Raw genomic sequence first — 21030 nt, forward strand, 5'->3', positions numbered from 1 at the left:
CTGCAGGGTTCTTCAGAAGGAAAAGCTTCCTGGAAAGTTGACATTTGGGGGGGGAATAGCTTAACCTCCTTTCCTGTCTTCCTGATCCAATGGGGCTGTAGCTCAGCTGGGAGAGCGCCTGGTTCGCAATCAGGAGGTCGGGAGTTCGATCCTCCCCAGCTCCACCAAATAAATCAAGATATTAGACCCTTCATCCCTCTAACACGATCGCTGATTGTGACTGAATTGTGACAAAAAATCTCTTCCCGTCAAACATGTCTAGCTCGTCCCAGTTACGAAAGTTAAAAAACGCACTTAATATTTAGGCTGGTGAAGTTCAATTCCGTTGAAGGAAAATGCGATGCAGGAAATATTTCAATATAAAGATTATCCAATCCTGTTTGTTGATGCTGAAGCCTCGGCGCTCATTGCGTTCAAAGACCTCTTTAAGGAAGAGTTTACCGTCTATACGGCGAATACGAGTGCGGAGGCCTTGCAGTTCATTAATGACCATCCTGATCTTGCCTTGATTATAAGCGATCAAGAGATGCCTGATATGAACGGGGTTGAATTGCTTCAACGGATCGCAGAAAAACATCCTGATACTGTTCGAATGCTCATCACGGCCTACAAGGATATGGAACGGGTAAGAAAGACAATGAATGAGGGAGAGATTTATCGATATATTGCAAAGCCTTATAATGTGGATGAACTCACTCAGACCCTGATTCAAGGGATAGAGCGATATTATTTGATGAAAGAACGTGATCTTCTTTATGCAGAAAAGATGGAGACGCTTAATAAGATCGCTCGGACCCATCGCTTAACGGCCATTGGGACCCTTGCGGCCGGGATGGCGCATGAGATTAATAATCCTTTGGTGGCGATTAAAACTTTTTTACAGATGATTCCTGAAAAATATGACGAAGCAAAAAAAGACAGTGAATTCTGGGTCAAATTTTATAATGTCGCACTCGGTGAAACTCAACGGATACAACAACTGATCAGCCGTCTCCTTCACTATTCAAAAAATCCGGAAGAGGAAACGCTCGATCTACGTCGAATCGATATCAACCTGCTCATCGAAGAGACAATTACCCTCCTTGACAACGAAGCGAAAAAAAAGGGACTTAAGATCCAACGGAACCTGTCTCCAGATCTTCCCGCCTGTGTTGCAGATCATGGGAAGTTGAGACAGGTGTTCTTGAACATCATGTTGAATTCTATTCAAGGGACGGAACAAGGTCATATCCTGATTTCTACCTCTCTAGGCAAGGATGAAGTGGATCAAAATCGAGTCAATATTATCGTTGAGGATACAGGGATTGGAATATCAGAAGAAAACATCGGTAAACTATTCAAGCCTTTTTTTACAACAAAAAGAAATGAGGGGTCTGGGTTGGGTCTTATGATGTGTCTGCATATTATTGAAGAACATCGAGGGCTTATTGATGTGCAATCGGAGCTCGGAAAAGGGACAAAAGTATCGGTCCTCGTTCCTCTTGATCCGACAAGTTATAACCGAAGAAGAGGTGAGAGTCCTCCTCCACAAAACCAGTAAATCTAGAAAAAGCCCTTCCGGATTTCGGAAGGGCTTTTTCGTTTCAGAGACGATAATCAGGGTGGAAATGACTAGCCCTGAGGTTTCAGAACGATAAAGAAGGCACGATTTTCACGTGAGACACGCAACAAGACCGCCTCGCCTTTCTTTATGTTTTTCATCGCTTTGCTGAAGTCTTCTGCAGTATTTATTGTTCTGCGATTCACTTCCTTTATGAGGTCTCCTTCTCTCAGGCCTTCTGCTTCAGCTGTGCTTCCGGGTTCCACCTTCATGATAATGGCGCCCTTCTTTCCTTTGATTTTAAATTTTTTCGCGGACTCGGGAGTAAGGTCCTCAATATTCAGGCCCATAAAGGCTTCGGGTGTTTTGGGGATAGAGGCTGTGACGGCGTCATCTTTTCTTTCCTTTAACTCGATGAACTTTATTGTTTCCTTCCCGTCACGTAAAACCAGAATACGAGTTTTTTCTCCGGGGATGAAACCGGCGATCACACGAGCCAAGGTGCTGGGCGTGTCTACCTTCTCCCCATTGACCTCAAGAATGATATCTCCGGGTCTGATCCCCCCCCTGTGGGCAGGGTCTCCTTCAAAAACCTCATTAATCAGGACCCCAACTCCCTCTTTAACACCGAAATTTTTTGCCAACTCAGGTGTCAAGGGTTGTATTCCGACCCCGAGCCAGCCCCGAGTTACCCTTCCCGACGTTTTGAGTTGCGCTGTGATTGATTTGACCATGTTGGATGGGATGGCAAACCCAATGCCTTGTGCGAAGTTGATGATTGCAGTATTGATTCCGATCACTTCTCCTCGGATATCAAAGAGGGGCCCCCCCGAATTGCCGGGATTGATGGAGGCGTCTGTCTGTATAAAGTCTTCATAGCGGGAAAGGTTGACATTTTCTCTCCCCAAAGCGCTGATGACGCCTACAGTGACGGTACGATCCAAGCCAAAGGGGTTTCCCACTGCAATCACCCATTGGCCAACTTTGATCTTGCTGGAATCACCCAAGGCGACGAAGGGTAAATCTTTTCCGGCATCAATCTTGATCAAGGCGAGATCTGTATCTTTGTCTTTTCCGACCACTGTCCCCTTAAACGTCGATTTATCAGAGAGGCGGACCTCTACTTCTTTCGCATCACCGACCACATGATTGTTGGTGACGATATAGCCTGCTTTATCAATAATGACCCCTGATCCAGAGCCTGGCGGGGCCTCCCGTGGGGAATTGCGTGGTTTGCTGGGAGTGGATGTCACCGTGCCGGAAGGGGAGATGTTGACGACGGAGGGTTTCACCCTCTCTGAAATATTAATAAAGGTTGACTGGAACAGTTCCAGGAGTTGAACACCTTTTTCCAGGTCGTTGGATGACCCTGCCCCGAGTGCAACCCCCGGCAACCAAAGTGCAACCCAAACAATGATCATTGCCCTTCTAAACATGACAGCTCCTTTCAGTTGAGATGAACTCAATAATTAACGAGTCTTTACCACATTCTATCCCAAAAAATAAGCGATTACAAGCCCTCTATCCATCCAGTTTTGGGTGGAAACTTGTAAAGAGTCGTATGAACTGGATCTTCCTCAAGTTTATTCTGAGCGTCAGGTCAGATGATGTGTGTTGGAAAAGAATGAGACCACGATTATATCCATTAATGTTCGAAAAAATCATTATATGGCCTGATTCAGTTTGACTCCGGGGCATCTTTCGAAATATACAGTATCATTACAGTATAATTGAATGAGAATACCGTGATCCTGAGCATGCCTTCCTCCCTATCCAGGGAAGGGTAGGGGTTCTTGTCCCGTGAATTCAGGAGGTCCTCGATGAACACGTACAGCGAGCGCAATCCCCGTCCTTTTGAGGCGGGGTTCTTCAAATATTTTATTTTCTGGTCTGCTATCATCGCACTTCTTACTTTTTTACCGGGGACGCTCCAGGCGCAGCAGCCCATTCATCATGAAATAAATGTCATGATGAATCCCGAAACACATTATCTTCAGGTTGAAGACACGATTACCCTCCCAAGATCCATTCTCCCTGATCCGGAAGGGAATTTTCATTTTCTCCTTCACAGGGGTTTACAGCCTACATCTCAGACCGCTGGCGTAAAGATCATCTATGAAAAGGAAGATCCTAAACCCTTGGGTTTTGGCCTGAGTGGCGGGGGCGGTGGTGCTGGTATTCGCCTTGAACACTATACGGTGAAACTTCCGATCGGATTGCGTCAATTCGTTATGACGTATGAAGGTGTGATCAACCATCCCCTGATGTTGGAAGACGAAGAGAGTTCCGCCGGGTCAGCCGGAACCCCCGGAATAATATCAAAAGAAGGGGTCTTTCTCTCCGGTGAAACCTTTTGGTATCCCTGGTTTTACGCGGACCTGGTCACATTCTCCCTCAATCTTACACTTCCGAAAGGATGGAATGCGGTAAGCCAGGGAGGGCGGGAAGCATATTCCAGCGAGGAGAACCTTGTCCGTGTCCGCTGGGTATCGCCTGAGCCTCAGGAGGAAATCTACCTTGTTGCTGGAGAGTGGAGTGAATATCTGCGGCAGGCGGGGAAGGTCATCGCCATGGTATTTCTCAGAACCCCGGACTCTGATTTGGCACAGAGATATCTGGAGGTGACGGAGCAATACCTCGAAATGTATGAGAAATTGCTCGGTCCCTATCCCTATCCGAAGTTTGCCCTGGTTGAGAATTTTTGGGAAACAGGCTATGGAATGCCCTCCTTCACGCTCCTGGGTTCAAAGATCATCCGTTTCCCATTTATTCTACACTCTTCCTACCCTCATGAAATTTTGCACAATTGGTGGGGAAATGGTGTTTATGTTGACAGGGAGACCGGTAACTGGAGCGAGGGGCTGACGACCTATCTGGCCGATTATCTGGTACAGGAGCAGCATGGGGGAGGAAAGGCATCACGGCATGCGGCGCTGCAGAAATATACCGATTATGTGGAAGAAGGAAAGGACTTTCCGCTCACGGAGTTTCAGGAGCGCTACGATACGGTCTCCCAAGCGATCGGATATGGGAAGACCATGTCTTTTTTTCACATGTTGAGGCTCAAAGTCGGCGGCGAGGTTTTCATCGAGGCCTTGCGGGAATTTTTTCATGAAAACAAGTTCAGGCGAGCCTCATTCACCGATCTTAAACACGCTTTCAGTCGTGCGTCCGGTCTGGATCTTGATTTTGAATTTGAGCAGTGGGTGACCCGTCCCGGTGCACCCCGCTTACAAGTCAGCCGTGCGAAAGCCACGAAAAATGAAGAAGGCTACCTCCTGACCGCGATAATCAGGCAGAAGCAAAAAAGGCTGCCTTATCGACTGGAACTTCCCCTTGCCGTGACGCTAGAAGGCCGGAAAGAAGCCTACCAGACAACAATTTTAATGAAGAACAAGACGCTTGATCTGTCCATTCAGATTCCCGAAAGACCTCTGCGCCTTGATCTTGATCCGGAATATGATCTCTTTCGGCGCTTGGACCCTGAAGAGGCACCACCCTCTATTTCCCAGATGTTTGGTGCGAAGTCCGTTGTGATTCTCCTGCCTTCAACGGCTCGCGACAGGGTCCGCCGCGGATACCAAAGATTGGCGCAGAAATGGAAAATGTCCCATCAGGGAGCGCTCGAGATAAAATGGGACGATGAGGTAGATGCGCTGCCGGATGACCGTGCGGTCTGGCTCTTTGGCTGGGAAAACAGGTTCCAGCACAAGGCCCTGGCTCAATTGAGGAGATACAATTTTGTGATGACGAGTGCCATGGCCCGAATTGGCCGGGTTCAGGTTCCCCGCAGAGGTCATAGCCTTGTTCTTGCGGCACGCCATCCAGGGAATAAAAATCTTGCCCTGGCCTGGATGGCCGTGGATAATCCGGCATCCCTCGGCAGCCTGGGAAGAAAACTTCAACATTATGGACAATATGGTTATCTTGCTTTTAAGGGGAAGGACCCGATCAATGTTGTGAAAGGGAAATGGCCGGTGAAGCGCTCCCCGATCTCGGTGAGGATCAAACAGACGGATGGCGGAAAAGCGAGGCGTGGGTCTCGAGGAGAACTTGCTCCCCGACATGCTTTGGCTGTATTGCCCCCTGTTGTTTCAAGTACTCGAATGATGAAAGAGATCGGTTTTATGACCGACCGCGTCCTGAAAGGGCGAGGCTTTGCTACGCCGGAGTTGGATCTGGTCTCAGATTTTATTGCTAAGGCCTTCCGGAAGGCGGGGCTGAAACCGGCCGGTGATATTGCTTCGAGCTATATCCAGGTATGGAGAGAAGACGGGGGAAGATTGGGGAGGAAAGTTCCCCTGAAGAATGTGATCGGTTATATTCCCGGGTCCCGGTTGGAGTGGTCTGATCAGGGGATCATTGTCGGTGCCCACTATGACCATCTCGGACTGGGTTGGCTGGAGGGCTATGAAGGAAATGAGGGAAAGATCCATCCGGGTGCCGATGATAACGCAAGCGGCATTGCCGTTCTCTTAGAACTCGCCCGGGTCCTGGCCTTAGGAGCCCCGCTTGAGCGCCCGGTGATTTTTGTCGCTTTTTCCGCTGGAGAGGTGGAACGGCTTGGATCAAAGTATTATGCAGCCTATCCAGAGCCATTTAAGGCCGATAAAATCATCGGGATGGTGAATATTGATATGGTGGGCCGATTGGGAGAGAAAGATCTGATCGTTTATGGCACTGGCTCGGCGCGGGAGTGGACCCGCCTGTTCAGAGAAGCGGGTTTTAAGGCCGGGGTGCCGGTCGCGACGAATTCAGACAAATTTGGTTCAAGCGATCAAAAGAGTTTTCTGGACGTCGGAATTCCGGCCGTTCAGATATCGAGCGGGGTGACCTCTGATTTTCATCGTCCTTCAGATACGGCGGACAAGATTGATCCGGCAGGTCTGGTCAAGGCGGTTAAAGTGGCCAAGGGCGTCGTGGAAGATCTGGCAGCCCGTCCCGTCCCGCTCACTTCGAACCTGTTTGCGGAGAGCGAGCCGAAATCGAAATCATGGAATTGGTGGATTTTTGACTGAAGGCTGCTGAATTGTTACAAGCTATTTGGGGATGAACTCGGAAGGAAGATTCTTTGTCTCTGTGTTTGTGGTCACGCCCTCTGCCTGTATGGGGAAGGAAAAGATACTGCGCGTTCTCCCGGACCGGAAGATGAAGAAGGTGATGACCCAAAAGAGAAAGACGTTGAACATCACCATCCCAATGGCATAGGTCAGGGTCGGTGTTCCCGCCCAGGGGGTGGTGTTTTTTAAAATTTCAGTGACATGCCAATCAAGTCTAACCGAAGAGCGGATGTAGCCCATCAGCACCATCGTTGTCGTAATAAAGAAGGCCAGGGAGAAAAGGGAAATAGTCCCGCCAAGGGGGAGTTTTCCCCATCGAATCGGACCGATGGATTTTGATTTTCTGAGCATTGCCCTGTTTAAGATCGCCCCGATGACCAATGCACCCATGGTGACAGCAAATTGCGGAAGGGCCATCTTAACCCGGACGTTGGCCGGAACGAAAAATCCATAAATTCCGTAATAGATGATGAAGCCTTCCGCAATCGCAAACAGTGCGATCATCGCCGCGTTTCCCCACCTTGACCAGGCAATGGTCATCTGCTTGTTGCAGCGTTTGAAGATGATGAAACAGAGGCCGAAGCTTAAGATCATCGTATTGATGGCCGCATTTTTGGCCGCCATCGTTCCATAATATCCGACAACAGGATGCTGTGCGCCTCCCATGGCCTGGATCTCTCCCTGGCTGGCGGGAATGGTATGCGGTGTCGTCCAGATTAGGAAGGCGATGAGAAAAACAACCATCATGTACTTCGCAAGATGCCTGTACCGTTCCGATCCCTGCATCCGGCTGGTCCCCTGCCAGAGGTAGTAGGTCACCGCCATGAAGATCAGTCCGATCAGCGTGGCCTGCATCACAAAAAGCAAACTGAGCTTTCCGCCCATCAAGGTCATGCCCATCCGTTGACGATAGATAAAAATAGCCTTTGCGAACCAGTAGCCGGCGATCGGGAGAATAAAGAGGTTGGTGATGGAGATCATGATCATGATGTGGCCCATCCAGTCATAATGGGCCTTTTTCTCCGGGTCACGTGTGGTGAGCATCTGATAAGCTGCATAAGCTGCGAGGACGGCCCCGCTGAACATAACACTGGCAAGAATCCGGTGGACATTGAGTGGATTCCAGAGTGGGGTATTGACCGCATTCCAGATATTTCCCAGGTAAGCTCCCTTTGCACTGATTCCCGCCGGCGACATCATAAAAGCCATCAAGGCATTTGCAAGGTAAATAATCGCCAGTCCATTGAGACAGGTCAGGCCGCCAAGGCCGAAATGGAGCCACTTAAGACGGCCCCGCCTCCATCGATTCCATGTCAAAGTGTAGGCGTAGAGAAAAGGGGTCTCGAGAAAGAAAACGACGACATAAAGAGAGATCACCGGTTTGAAGACTGAGGTCATATAGTGAGAAAACCCTGAATACAAAAAGAAAAATACACCAAGCAGGGCGAACCCCGTAAGAACCGTCAGGGGATAAAAAGGGAGGCAGGTCCGCATGATATCCTGTCCGAGCCGATCGTGTTTTTCAGCGGGGTCCGTTCCTTTTTTCCGAAAAAGGCCAAAGAACTCGAGCATCCAGGCGATCATGGGAACCCCGAGGATAAAACTTCCCAGGAAGAAGTGTTGCTGGATGAAAATCCAGAGGACGGAACGGCTGTTGATTTGTCCCCCGCCTCCGTAGTTGTCTGGATAAGACAATGTCGGTGCGGGCGGACCCGAAACAACGCCTTCTGTCCCGAAATAAATATCGGTCTGCAGGCTGGGCGCGGTATTTTCCTGCAAGGAAGGATCTGGCTCAGAGGCAAGACTCAGACCAAGGAAAAGTGGAAGAGAGAGGATAAAAAGTACCAAAAAAAATCGCAGAGAAAAAACGCGAAACCCTTGATGCCAAATCATGGTAAGCCTTTACTTTTACAGGTAGAACAGGATCATACCGATTGGAGGGGAAGGGTGTCAAGTCATCTTGGTGGCTGAGCGGGTATGATGGACTCAGGGCGAACTCTTTTGGAAGCCGAATGGTTACTCTGGATATTCTTGACGCGGATGAAGGCTTAACCGGGGTAATTGACCAGCTTGCCTTCGGTGAGACACCGATCGAAGTAGCCTTCATCAAAAGTAAAGGTATTTGTTTCCTCATCAAAACTCTTGATCTTCGGCATAGTAGGATGTCGGTCTTTTAAGCATCCGTATTCGAGATGTTCAATGACATCATCAGGAAAATGGTGCAAGATGCTCCCGATTTCAAGCCCCGGTTCAGTACAGAGATAGCAATGTCCTGATCCTTTAATATGTTCACAGTCTTCCAGGATGGCCAGGACGGACTCTTCCGTCGCGCGGCCTTCTTCCAATAACTCAAGGCCGCGGACGATCCTGCCTGTTCCGGTCTTGCATGAGGAGCATTGGCCGCAAGACTCAATCGCAAGAAACTTCGCAAAATCCAGGCCTGCCTTGAGGACGCAAGCCGTATTGTCGTAAACGATAAAGCCACCCGATCCAAGGCCGGAGGGTATTTTTCTCATCGACCCGAAATCGAGAGGCGTGTCGAGCTTACTTGCCGGGATGACAGAATTTGTGGGGCCGGAAAAGACCACCTTCACGCGCCGCCCCATCTTGGGTCCGCCACCGTAAACATCAATCAATGTCCGCAAGGGGGTTCCCATCGGCAGCTCATACATGCCGGGGTTATTGATATCGCCTGTGAGCGTGAAAATCATGGTCCCCGGGGTATCGGCGGTGCCGATCGATTTAAACCAATCCGCCCCTTTGCCGATGATGTGGGGAACTGTGGCGAGGGTTTCAACATTATTTACAACCGTCGGTTGGCCGTAAAGACCGACGTAGACCGGAATGATTCCCTTGGCGCGGGGCCATGGCGGTTTTCCCTCAATTACTTCCAACTGTGCTCGATCTTCCCCCAAAAGGTAGGAATCCGGACCAAATGTCAGTTTGAGTGGGAGGTAATGCCCTGAACCCATCGCATTTTCACCCACGTATCCGGCGGTAATACATTCCTGAATGGCCCGCTCCAGAATGGCAATTTCCTTCTTGAAGATTTCCTTGATGCAGATCATCGCATCGACGGTTCCGATTGCGTAGGAAGCGATGATCATCCCTTCGATGAGGGTGTAAGGATTTTTCTGGATGAGGTAGCGGTCTTTGTAGGTCCCGGGTTCCCCCTCAGAACAGTTACACACAAGATATTTCAGAGGGGCACGTCCCAATATGGTGTCGTTGTTCCGATGCACTCCCTCCCATTTGATCCCTGCAGGAAATCCCGCGCCGCCCCGGCCTCTCAGAAATGATTTTTTAATTTCATTAATGATTTGCATCGGGGTCATTGAAACGGCCTTTTTGAGTGCCTGGAACCCTCCGATCGCGAGATAATCCTCTAATGTTTCAATGGGTCCTTCATGCTGGAGCAGGATTCTTTGTGCATCCAGGGTTTTCCGGTCTGTCATGATGAGAATTTCTCCATCCAGTTCTGGCCAGATTATATCGAAACCGAATCAGAAAGGCAATATTGTTTTATTTATCGTTATTTTCATGAGTTCTAAAATCGAGGAATGGGGGGAAGGGCTATCCATACTCAATGAACTGTTAATGATAAAAGGGCTTCGATAATCGCCACGGCCACAAGGCTGCCTCCCTTACGGCCACGACAGGTAATAGATGGTTTTGCAATGCTAAGGAGTTCTTCCTTCGATTCAGATGCGGAATGAAACCCGACCGGAACGCCCACGATGAGTGAGGGTTTGGCCAATCCGTCCTGAACCAGTCGGATGAGTTCTGAAAGTGCTCCCGGCGAACTTCCGATCACATAGATGGCGCCTTCGCATTCCTCTGTGGCCTTTCTCATCGCAACGATCTCACGTGGAAGTTGGAGTTCTCTCGCTTCATTGACGACATCGTTATCTGTGGTCAAACACCAGACACTTCCGCCGGTTTTTTCCAGTATGCTCTTTGGTATCCCAACCGCAACCATCTGGATGTCGGTTACGATGTCGGCGCCGGCGCGGATCGCCGCCATTCCGGCCTCCACTGCGATTGGATGAAAGGTCATTGATTTAGCATACTCAAAATCGCCTGTTGCAGCGATGACACCTTTCACAACCTCAAGCTGGTCCGGGCTGAAGGAATGAGGACCCATTTCTTTTTCAATGATCCGTAGGCTCTCATTTTGATACGATTCGGGTTGATTTGGCATTGTTAGCTCCTTTTCTCTACCGGACGGCAATAAGGAACCCGCTTAGGATGAACTTTTCATTGCCAGGAGGATCCTCTATCTGAAGGGCTTGGTCTTATCGGTTTTTTGCGTGTGTCGGTTTCGGGGCCATGAAGACCAGGACGACCAGACGGTTTGTTGCCTGATTGACCACGCCATGCAGGACTCCTGCCTCTGCCATCGTTGCCGATCCCTCCCGAACGCAGACCTCTTCATCTCCGATACGGAAGAGACCCTCTCCTTCCAGAACGTAATAAATCTTGTCCTCTCCCTCGTGGAGGTGTGTCTTCTGTGATTGACCCGGTTCAAAGCAGTACAGATCACAAAACATACGCTCAGAGTCAAACATCTTGACCTTTTTCATCTTTTCCGCTGAGAAGGCCTTCATCTTCTCTATATCACGTACTTGCATCCAGTACCGCCTCCATTATACAAAAGTCGCATCGACCAATAAGAAAAACCGGGAGAAGATGGCTCCAATAATGACCATCATCATTGCCACATACAGTAAACCTGTGGCAGACATTGTTGCCCTTTCCTTGACCGTCTCGAGGATCATCGGTGCTAAAATAACCGGCCCCCCGATTCCAATCAAAAGTCGAATCCAGAGATAAAGCCCTTCAATCGTATTCATCAGGAGGGCATTTTTTAAGCGCTGTGGAGGGACCAGAATCATGAGACTGATCAGGGTAAGTCCCGCCTCTAGAAATACAAAGACCATGAACAGCTTTGCAAGGTTTCGGAGCGGGACAATCGAAAGAGAAGGCCGGGTGAGATAGCTATGGCCTAACAGCATCCCCAGCACACCCGCACCCATCAGGAGGCTGGAGGACAGAAATTGGGCCGACAGGGAAAGTACGCGGACCAGGCCGGATGATTGGGGAAGATAATACCCGACACTGGCCAGGATCGCAAGGGCCCCAAGAAGAGAGGCTGACAAGAGAAGTATTCGGCTGTGATGAGGATTGCGAAACCATAGACGGAGATTGTAGACAAAAAGAGTGAGGACAAAAAGAGAGAAGAACAGGAAAATCATCCCGGTCCAATTCAACTGGAACATCGCCATGCCCCATTCGGACAAAGGGATTGGGAAAAGGGACAGGCCGAGAAGGACGCACAAGAGAAAGACGATTCCATTGGTTCTAAAGAACCCGAGCCCGACCGTCTCCAATGAGGGGAGAGACATCCAGAAGATACCTCCGACGGCAAGTTGCCCAAAGACCAAGAAAGCAATTTCCTGTATCCGGCCCATAGGCTACGACATACTCCTAGTGCCCATTTGGGGAGTCCTCTAGATTTTTTTCTTCGAACATAAGCTGCGGGGACCCATGATGGTGGATGAGGAGCCACTGCCCATCTTGACGTTCAAAAAGGTTGGTTCCAATCACCTTGCCTTTAACCCACTTTCCCTCGTTTTGTGTCGAGATCCGTTCGACACAAAGAGCCCAACCCCACTCTCCATGAATGGTAATATCGAGGACATCGACCTCAAATTTTATCCCATAGGTATGATTAAAGATGACAACCCAGCTGTCCCGAACCTCTTTCCAGCCAAGACGCGCTTCCCAGCCCGGGTGGACACATTTTATATAATCTTTTTTCGACCAAAGCCCTTCCATCTCCTGAATGTCGAGATTCTCAAAAGCCTGATAAAAGGCATCATTGGCCAGACGCACGGCCTCGATGGTATTCTCCAAATTAAGCCTCCTACTTTAAGTCTTTCTTAATATTCCCTTTGATGTACTTCCCTTCGAAAGGAATCATCCTTTATAACCTACTTTAGGAGAGAGGTCAATGTGATCCGCTTCAGGTATAGAATTCTTGACATATGGAGTTGTTATTATTGGTGCATGCGTTGGGGGAAAGAATGTCTTGCGCCGACTCATTCAGTCCAACTGGGTTGAGGTCGTGGGGGTGATCGATCAGGATCCTGAAGCGGAAGGGATTTGTCTTGCGCGTGATGCCGGCCTCCCTTATTTTATTGAAGATCCAATAAAAGTTCTGGAGAGGATAGAAGTTGACCTGGTCTTTGAGCTGACAGGGGATCCTCATGTTAGAGAGGCCTTAGACAATTTTCCGAAAAGATCTTTCGATATCGCCAGCGGACAGGTTACGTTTCTCCTCTGGGATGTTATCCGGGAGTTAGAAGAACAGGAAGTCAATATACGAAGACGATTGGGTGAACAGAAGATTCTTTCAGAAATCAGCCTGATGCTTTCCAAGTCGGAAACCTCTGATCAGGTCTTCGATGCGATTGTCACAGGTGCGATGCGGATGACGAAAATGCCCGCCGGGTCTCTTTCTATCTACAATAACGAGCAAGCAGAACTTTTTCTTGTAAGCGCGAAAGGTTTTTCCTCAAGTTTTTACCAGAATGCGGTTTATCCCGTTCGTCTCGGAGGTTTGGCTGAGTATATCCTGTCACGACATGAACTTGTTTTGATCTCAGATACCACCGAGCATCCGACCTTTAACAATCCGGTGATGCTGACAGAAGGAATTCGGTCGCTCATAGGCGTTCCTTTGATTTCTGAACGAGGACCGGTTGGCATCCTTTATGTTGATGATTTCAAGGTTCGGGACTTTCGTCCATCCCTTCTGGAAAGCATGTCGGTATTGGGAACCCAGGCGGTTATTGCCATCCAGAAGCAGCAAGTTTTTGAAAAGATCAAAAACCTCTCGATTCGTGATCCCTTGACGGGTGCCTATAATCGCCGTTATCTAAATGAGACCTTTCTTTCGGAGTTAGGAAAGGCCGCACGTCTTCATGGTCCCTTGTCTATTCTTATGATTGATATCGACCATTTCAAAGCGGTCAATGATCGATTTGGACATCTCGCCGGCGATCAAGTCCTGCAAGACCTGGCAAATCTTTTTGATTCTGTCATTCGACCTTATGACACATTAACCCGATTTGGTGGAGAGGAATTTCTGATCCTGATGACAAACACAGACGGGCGTGAAGCCCGGGTCGTGGCGGAACGTTTACGGGAGGCCGTTGCATCTTCCAGCCTTCTTCCGGAAAAAGTCGTCCTGATCTGCAGCATTGGGATCGGGGTCCTCAAACCTGATGAAAAAACGCTTCCATCCCAGGAAGAACTAATTTCACGTGCCGACAAGGCCCTCTATAGGGCGAAAGCAGAGGGTCGAAACCGGACGTGCTCCTGAAGACCGACGATCTCCAGGACTAGGGAAGCTCTGAATAAGTCATGGATTGTTTTTTTAGGGCAAAAATGTCCCGCTTCTGCGTTGCAAATCTTTAAAAAGGCGGGCTATGGCTTCGCGAGAACCATCCTCTGCGATTTTCGCCTTGAATCGAAACATTTTATCTCCTGAAAAACTCAACCCAGACTTAATCAGAGCTTCCTTAGCGAGGAAAGGCCTCTTTTACGCCCCCATCAACCGGCAGGATGGCGCCTGTTGTTTTTGCGGCCCTGTCAGAGGCGAAGAAGAGAACCGATTGGGCGACGTCTTTGGCGCTTATTCGGGTTTTCAGGAGATTGCGCCTAGCGTAGAACTCCTCCAGGTCTTTGAGGGAGACCTTGTGGGCGCGGGCACGTTCTTCCCGGATCTCCTGAGACCAAAGACCCGATTCCTCAAAGACCCCGTCTGGATTCACCATATTCACGCGAATCCCTTCCTCAGCATTTTCAATGGCCATAATTCGGGCGAGCTGTGCCTGTGCTGCCTTGGAGGCAGAATAGGCACCGAAATCCTTTCCAGGGGCCAGGACGTTCTTGGTTGCGACGACAACAATGGCACCGCCAAGCCCTTGGGCCTTCATAATTTGTAACGCCATTTTTGATGTTAGAAAGTGGCCTGTCGCATTGACGGCAAGAGATGCGTCCCAATCTCTCAGAGTTAATTTGTCTACCGCCGCGCACCGGGCAATGCCTGCGTTGGAAATAAAGATATCAAGACCTCCGAAATACAGGGCGGCGGTTTTGAAACCAACCTTGACGCTCTTTTCATTGGTCACATCCATCTCAAGGGCGACGGCCTGTTCTCCTCCAGACCGGGTGTTGATTTTTGCGACAACTGCCTCGGCTTTTTTCATCTGAATATCTGCCACAATCACGGAGGCACCCGCTTCCACAAAAGATTCAGCAATGGCGCGGCCGATTGCCCCTGCGCCGCCGGTGATCAAGACCACTTTCCTGGAGAACTCTTTCTCGGGTGGGAGGAGGGTCAGTTTGTAGTTTTCCATTGGCCAATACTCAAAGTTACAGATTTCCCGTGCCGGGATCGACCGGTAAGCGTCAATCGCCTCCGCGGCCTCAATCACGCCCATCGTGTGGAGGTAAAGCTCACGTGTAATGCCTGCTGCGCGTCGGTCTTTTCCTGTGGTGAACATCCCGATGCCTGGAATCAGGATGATGCGCGGGTTCGGATCGAGCATTGTGACGCCTTCCGTTTTATAACGATTGAAGTATTTGACGGAGCGTTCTCTGTAGCCTTCACACGCCTTCCTGATCTCAGAAATGACATCTGAGGTATTCTGGGAGCCCTTGGTTTTGACGAAGAGCGGCCAGGGTTTTGTGTGGAGAAGGTGGTCCGGGGTAAAGGGACCGATCTGCGTCAAACGTCCGGCCTCTGCGGATCCGGTAAAGTTCAGCACCTTTTGAGAATCATCAAATCGGAGGATCATCCGCTTGTTCTGACTGACTTCGCCGCGTAATACCGGAACAAGGGCGGCGGCAAGCGCCTGGCGTTCTTTACGCGCGAGGGGCTTGATCCGGACAGGCCCCATGGCCTGTTTTCCCCGTTTCTTTCGTGCCGCGTACTGCTCTGCCTCGGAAACCATCCGGATGGTCTGATCATAGGCTTCTTTTGCAGTTTCCCCCCAAGTGATCAAGCCATGTTTGTCGAGGATAATTGCGCGCAGGCCGGGGTGTAAGCGATAAGCATCAGAGACCCTTTTTGAGAGGAGAAACCCGGGACGGGTATAATCAACGACCGCGACGTTCTCCCCATAGACCTCCTCGACGATTTTTCGGCTCTTTGTAGTATCCGTCAGGGCACATATTGCGTCTGCATGGGTATGATAAATGTGCTTTTCCGGAAGGAAGGCATGCAACAGCGTCTCAATAGAGGGCTTCGGAGCCTTGGGTTCCAGGACGGATTTTAACTGGTAGGCCACCATCTCTTCGTCGGTCATCGCTTTTCGTGTCTTCAGGAGAAGGAGGTCGTCAAGACGAAGGGGCGTGAAGTTTCCCGGGGAAATGGTTCGCATGTCAGATCCGCTTCCTTTAATCCAGAGGATAGATGTTGGTAAGCCTTTGTGATCTAAGCCCTCAACTTTTACAGACGAGTTTCCGCCTCCCCAGAGGACCAGGTTTGTATTGGCCCCGATCAATCTTGAGGTGTAAACCACAAGGTCCAGCCCCGATATCTTTTTTGTTTCCCGATCCGACCATAAACTTTTCATCGACCCTCTCCTCTTCTTCCCCCCCCCCATTGTTCTCCCGATTCGGACGAGGGGAGGGGCGTGTTGATGACTAATAAAAAAGGCTCAAGCTTCTGAGCCTTTTCGTCGCTTATTTGAAGAACCCCGTCCTTCCAGGACGGGGTTTGCAAACATGATGTATTTTTAGATCTTTCCGTGGCTTAAAGCGGAGGATGATGGAGCGGTCTGCTTCAACTCTGGCTTGATGCAGATTCGGGTGTCAATACCGCCACGGTGAAAACTCCTTCCTCTTCCTGGACCAGACGGAAGCGGGCATCTGTGGGAAGCGGAGTTTCGAGATCTTCTGAAAAAATGTCTTCAATCGTTTTCAGGACGAAGTCTTTTCCCATCTCTGTCGCAGCGATCCCAAGCCCCTGTGCCTTTGTCTGTTCGGTGTTGCCGAATTCCAGCTCCTCAGTCCCTCCAAATTCTTCCGGAAGACTAAAACCTGAAAAAATGATCTTGGCCTTGGAAAGGGGAGTAATGAGCGTAATAAGGGCCTTTGAAACTTGATCCAGGGGGAGTATTTTAGGATCCGGCCTGGAGACGGGCCCGGTTTTTGGAATGGACTTGAGTGTTTCATGAAGCTTGAGCTTGACATCATTCATCACCAACAGGGGCTCGAGGGCCTTCAGGAGTGCCTGAATCTCGGGATCAGCGACCAGCTTGCGTACCGATGAAATAACCTTGATGTGCATGATGGGGAGATCAAAACGTTCTAACATCGGACGTTTTGTTTTCTCGTTAAGAGCAAGCCAACGCTTCAGACGTGCTTTCAGGCTGGGAATCTGTGCAAACAGTTTGTCTGCCAGCTTTGCCTGAACTTCCGCATGAAGTCCCTTACCTTCCAGAAGTTTTTCCAGTTCTGTCTCGACCTCCTCATCAGGAATGTAGGAGGAAATGCTGTCAATGGTTGTTTTTTGCATTATAAGATGGAGCGCCGCAAAATTAGTTTTGAGGAGCTTGATCAGTTCATCACGGGTCTCGTCTGCTTTAAAGGTTCCGAGCAAACCAACGATATTTTGTTTTTCAAGCTCGTCTTCTGTCTGGTGTAGGAGATCAAACATGCGGGAAAGCCGTTCTCCATTGGCCGGGAGCGCCTGGAGCGCCTCCCTTGCCCTGTCTTTATCAATGGCGGTTGCCGAGGTAAGCCTTTCACTGTAAAGCTTGAACATGCACTCCCAGACTTCATCTTCGAGCGGGAGGAGGGTCTTCAGTTTCCTTGCTGCCTTAGCGCGGGAGGTAAGCGCACTTGAAGCCTCTATCCGGATGTTCTCGCTGCGATTTCTGGCCCCGTCCAGAAGGGCTTGAATGATCGGCTCAGTGCTTGGAAATCCGCTGGGCGCTCCCTCTTTTGGGAGGTTCATGCGGAGTGTCCGCAAGAGATGAACGGTCGTTCTGTCCAATTTAACGCTTGGAAACCCGGTGAGAAGGGCTTCGAGTGCCTCCGGAGGGTATTTCCCCTGGACGTACTGCGAGAAGCTATAAAGACTGTCTTCCCCCCCGGTCGAAGCTATTTCAATGATGGTTTGTGTCACGCGGTCACTCTGGCTGAAATTGGAAAGCGTCTTGTAGAGTTCGAGCCAGACTTGGGGTTCTGCGACGATTTCCTTGTTGTTTAATTGTGAAATAATCGGGTCCAGAAGCTTTTCTTCAAAGGCCTTCCGTTCTTCTGTTTTCTTTTCGGCGACCAGCCTGACGATGGAACTTCGTAATAAGATGGCCCCTTCGAGATGAACGTCTTTAAAAGGACAAGATAAAAGCGAGAGTATTGCGTCAGCCATATCGGCACTAAATGGAAACTTATTGAGAAGGCGGACTTCCAGTTGTCTGATCCATTTGACCGGTTCCTTCTGGATGGCTGAGATTACGAGGGGCCAGATCTTAGGATCGGGGATGTTTGCCGTGTAGACCAGTTTTTCAATCGTTGATTTTCTGGATTCATCAGAGGCCTTATCCGGGTCGAGCTTTGCTGCCAGTTCATTTTCCATCATTCCCCCATCGTCATAAATTTTTTGTCACAACCCACAACCATCCAGCTCTCCTCTCTAAGACTCAATGGCAGTGCTCCTGCGGTACTTGAATCCTCACGTAGGGATATACGTTCCGGCTCTGTGTTCCTCAAGCCTTGCCCTGAAATCTTGTCCTGGCAACCTGAAGAGCTATTTTCTATGTTGCCTTTTATAACCTATTTAGGTGTTTGAGTTCAAGAAATTCTTGGGTTTATCGGATGATGGTCTGATATTGAGGCTTAAATCGATTCTTTTCAGGAAGCGATTTTTGTGCTGGAACTCTGAAATGGGTCAAATTTTGGGAGGATGGCTCGTACCGCCAGGGACAGAATAATCATTTGTGACGGGGCCTTCCTAAAGGATGCTTCGGGCCCCGCGGTACCGTGTTTTCCAGTATTGGGTGGAGAGTCGCTGAATATTAACTTCTCCTCCGGTCTTGGGCGCGTGAATGAACTCTCCGTTCCCAATGTAGATCCCGATATGAATGGACCTCCTCTGTCCAATTCTGAAAAAGACGAGGTCTCCCGGGGAAAGCTCATTTTTCCGAACCGCTTCCCCGATACGGATGAGTTGACGTGTTGTTCGAGGGAGATCCAGGCTGGCTGCCTGGCGGAAAACGTAGTTGATGAGACCACTGCAATCAAAGCCTTTTGGGCTTGCGCCGCCAAAAAGGTAGGGTACTCCAACCAGGGTGTGGGCTGTTTGAACGATCTTTTTCCGGGCTTGTGTTGTGGGAGGTCTGTGGTCTGAGGTCCATTGAGGAAAAGCCGCTGCCCGGGGTGCGCTACCGCAAGCGGTCAGCGCGATCAAGAGAAATGAGGTCCAAGCTATTTGTGAGAGGGTCCGCATTCCCTTAATGATACCCTGGGGCCGTTGTTTGTCAATGGTTGCTGAGTCGATGTTTAAGGTGATGTAACTTGAACGCGTGTGCCCCCTCCCGGAAGCGGGGTCAGCTTTACAACATAACTTGCCTCAATATTTCCTTGGTTCACGCGCCATCGTTCAGTGATGACATCACCTTCGACAGAAAGGAACTTTGTGTCAATGACTTTCCCCCCGAAAATCAGGTTATTGGCGGAACCCTTTGCATAGGCAGTCTGTTTAAGTTCGCCTCCCTGAATCAGAAAATCAAGATTTGTCCTGATCGGAGGATGGGCACATCCTGTAAACGGGAGAAGGCTGAGAGCGAGGAGAAGTAGGCCCAAGGTCCGCAATGAAATCCTGGATAGAGGGTCAAATGGGGTGAAGGAACCATTCAGATGGGAAGGACCACCGGGTATGTGATGGTTAAATTTCATAGTCAACAACCCTTCGCTCAATACAAATCGATTGAAGGAAGGGCAGGAGGGCTCGGTGTTCCGGGTGGCTCTGATAGACTTTCAGGTCTTCCCGTTTCCCGAACTCAGAATAAAGGACCAAGTCTGAAGAATATTCAGAGTCAGAGAGATCAATGCCAACTTCTAATTGGAGGAGGCCTTCTATTCTGCCATTAAGGGCCTCTAGTCTCTCTTTTACCTTTTTGGCATTTTCATCTTTGCGATGACCCTCAGCCTCTTCTTTTAATTTCCAGAAAACAATGTGCTTCATCATTTTTCCACGCACTCCAGGGCACTGCCTTCCCTATATCCGTTGTTTGTGACGGGGATCATTTCTTCATCTGTAAGTGTGGAAGGGCTTTCCGATCCGTTCAGCGGTGGGTTGGTCGAGGTTTCTTCCTTGGACCCCTGGGCAGTCGGTTTACGGTCCTGATGGATCAGAGCCATCAGCTTGGCGACGCGGTCCATTCCTATGTCAGGTTGACCCGAGGTGAGAAGATCATTTGCGAGTACATTCTTTGGGGGCACGCGCAGGTCGCTGGCCAGACCGAGCCAGGACATAATCTTAAGGACATAATAGCTCAAATCAATTTCCCACCAGTAGAAGCCCTGGTTGGCTGTGGACTGATAGTGATGGTGATTGTTATGCCATCCCTCGCCACAGGTGAGGAGGGCGATAATCATAGAGTTGCGGCTTGTATCATCTGTGATGAAGCGCCGCCGGCCAAAGACATGTGTTGCGGAATTAACGAGAAAGGTCCCGTGATAAAGGAGTACCGTGGAGAGAAAGTAACCGACGATGAGTGTAGACCAACCTCCCAGAGCAAAGCAAATTACAGCCAGGAGTACCGTCGATGTATACCAATACTTGTCGATCCACCTGAGCTCAGGGAACTTGGTAAGGTCCTTGATCAAATCCAAATGGGGCGTGTGATAACGCTCGCACAATATCCATCCGAGATGGCTCCACCAAAATCCGCGAATGGGTGAGTGAACATCCTCTATTTGATCTGAAAAACGATGGTGATGCCGATGATGGGAGGCCCACCAGAAGACCCCCTTCTGCCCGGCAGAAGAGCCGCCCACGGCCATAAGAAACTGCATGACCCGATTGAGCTTATAACTCCGGTGTGCGAAATACCGATGGTAGCCCGCGGTAATGAAGAACATCCGGATGTAGTAGAGGGCAAGGCATACCCCAATGTTTATCCAGGTGATCCCGGTCCAGAAAATTGCCAGGGACACGATGTGAACCAAAATAAAGGGGACGCTTTTGAGCCAATCGATTCTTTCCTCCGACGCGAATTGAATCGCATTGAGTAGCTCGTTCTCAGCCACGGCTTGATTTGATGATGTTCTCATCGATCCTCCTTGAAGTGAATACGCATAACGCACCGCATGATTCTCAGTTTGCGGGGGAGATTCAATCTTAAGTCT

General features: G+C 49.7%; 16 protein-coding genes and 1 tRNA gene. 4 read left to right on the forward strand and 13 right to left on the reverse strand.

Going from position 1 to position 21030, the window contains the following annotated elements; genetic code table 11:
• Window positions 1–91: 91 nt before the first annotated feature.
• Window positions 92–167 (forward strand) — tRNA-Ala (locus tag EYQ01_07055).
• A 173-nt stretch (window positions 168–340) separates the two neighbouring features.
• On the forward strand, window positions 341–1540 hold the full coding sequence (locus EYQ01_07060) for a hybrid sensor histidine kinase/response regulator (protein HIE65555.1): 1200 nt from the start codon (window positions 341–343) through the stop codon (window positions 1538–1540).
• Between the two features lie 71 nt (window positions 1541–1611).
• Here the strand turns inward: EYQ01_07060 and EYQ01_07065 are convergent, their stop codons facing one another.
• Window positions 1612–2961 (reverse strand): Do family serine endopeptidase, encoded by a 1350-nt coding sequence (locus EYQ01_07065; protein ID HIE65556.1) that lies wholly within the window; start codon window positions 2959–2961, stop codon window positions 1612–1614.
• A gap of 399 nt (window positions 2962–3360) precedes the next feature.
• On the opposite strand from EYQ01_07065, the gene EYQ01_07070 reads away from it, so the two are divergent.
• A complete protein-coding gene (locus tag EYQ01_07070) occupies window positions 3361–6558 on the forward strand; it encodes a M28 family peptidase (protein HIE65557.1) in 3198 nt (1065 codons plus the stop codon).
• Window positions 6559–6579: 21 nt separating this feature from the next.
• Here the strand turns inward: EYQ01_07070 and EYQ01_07075 are convergent, their stop codons facing one another.
• The 6 genes from EYQ01_07075 to EYQ01_07100 all read right to left on the reverse strand — a co-directional run bounded on the left by EYQ01_07075 (window position 6580) and on the right by EYQ01_07100 (window position 12516).
• A complete protein-coding gene (locus tag EYQ01_07075; protein ID HIE65558.1) occupies window positions 6580–8493 on the reverse strand; it encodes a hypothetical protein in 1914 nt (637 codons plus the stop codon).
• Between the two features lie 155 nt (window positions 8494–8648).
• Window positions 8649–10055: an NADH ubiquinone oxidoreductase gene (locus EYQ01_07080; GenBank protein ID HIE65559.1), complete on the reverse strand. Its 1407-nt coding sequence runs from the start codon at window positions 10053–10055 to the stop codon at window positions 8649–8651.
• A 128-nt stretch (window positions 10056–10183) separates the two neighbouring features.
• Window positions 10184–10801: a precorrin-8X methylmutase gene (locus EYQ01_07085; protein ID HIE65560.1), complete on the reverse strand. Its 618-nt coding sequence runs from the start codon at window positions 10799–10801 to the stop codon at window positions 10184–10186.
• 94 nt (window positions 10802–10895) lie between these two features.
• Window positions 10896–11231, reverse strand: a complete 336-nt coding sequence (locus tag EYQ01_07090; GenBank protein ID HIE65561.1) for a cupin domain-containing protein — start codon at window positions 11229–11231, stop codon at window positions 10896–10898.
• A gap of 15 nt (window positions 11232–11246) precedes the next feature.
• On the reverse strand, window positions 11247–12071 hold the full coding sequence (locus tag EYQ01_07095) for a hypothetical protein (protein ID HIE65562.1): 825 nt from the start codon (window positions 12069–12071) through the stop codon (window positions 11247–11249).
• 16 nt (window positions 12072–12087) lie between these two features.
• Complete coding sequence (locus tag EYQ01_07100; GenBank protein HIE65563.1) at window positions 12088–12516, reverse strand: DUF4440 domain-containing protein; 429 nt, start codon at window positions 12514–12516, stop codon at window positions 12088–12090.
• 175 nt (window positions 12517–12691) lie between these two features.
• Here EYQ01_07100 and EYQ01_07105 point away from each other — a divergent pair, with 175 nt between their 5' ends.
• Window positions 12692–13987 (forward strand): diguanylate cyclase, encoded by a 1296-nt coding sequence (locus EYQ01_07105; protein ID HIE65564.1) that lies wholly within the window; start codon window positions 12692–12694, stop codon window positions 13985–13987.
• 199 nt (window positions 13988–14186) lie between these two features.
• Here EYQ01_07105 and rhaD read toward each other — a convergent pair whose 3' ends face one another.
• From rhaD to EYQ01_07135, 6 genes are all read right to left on the reverse strand, one after another.
• Window positions 14187–16277: a bifunctional rhamnulose-1-phosphate aldolase/short-chain dehydrogenase gene (rhaD, locus tag EYQ01_07110; protein HIE65565.1), complete on the reverse strand. Its 2091-nt coding sequence runs from the start codon at window positions 16275–16277 to the stop codon at window positions 14187–14189.
• 179 nt (window positions 16278–16456) lie between these two features.
• Window positions 16457–18259 carry a hypothetical protein gene (locus tag EYQ01_07115; protein HIE65566.1) on the reverse strand — a complete coding sequence of 601 codons (1803 nt, stop codon included), beginning with the start codon at window positions 18257–18259 and terminating at the stop codon, window positions 16457–16459.
• 372 nt (window positions 18260–18631) lie between these two features.
• Complete coding sequence (locus EYQ01_07120) at window positions 18632–19126, reverse strand: NlpC/P60 family protein (GenBank protein ID HIE65567.1); 495 nt, start codon at window positions 19124–19126, stop codon at window positions 18632–18634.
• A 53-nt stretch (window positions 19127–19179) separates the two neighbouring features.
• Window positions 19180–19491: a hypothetical protein gene (locus tag EYQ01_07125; protein HIE65568.1), complete on the reverse strand. Its 312-nt coding sequence runs from the start codon at window positions 19489–19491 to the stop codon at window positions 19180–19182.
• 73 nt (window positions 19492–19564) lie between these two features.
• On the reverse strand, window positions 19565–19867 hold the full coding sequence (locus tag EYQ01_07130; GenBank protein ID HIE65569.1) for a Dabb family protein: 303 nt from the start codon (window positions 19865–19867) through the stop codon (window positions 19565–19567).
• The gene (locus tag EYQ01_07135; protein ID HIE65570.1) at window positions 19864–20955 is read right to left on the reverse strand and encodes an acyl-CoA desaturase; all 1092 of its coding nucleotides are present in this window, start codon (window positions 20953–20955) and stop codon (window positions 19864–19866) included. The genes EYQ01_07130 and EYQ01_07135 overlap by 4 nt, the downstream gene beginning before the upstream one ends.
• Between the last annotated feature and the right edge of the window lie 75 nt (window positions 20956–21030).

It is taken from the genome of Candidatus Manganitrophaceae bacterium (assembly GCA_012960925.1).
Lineage (GTDB): Bacteria > Nitrospirota > Nitrospiria > SBBL01 > JAADHI01 > DUAG01.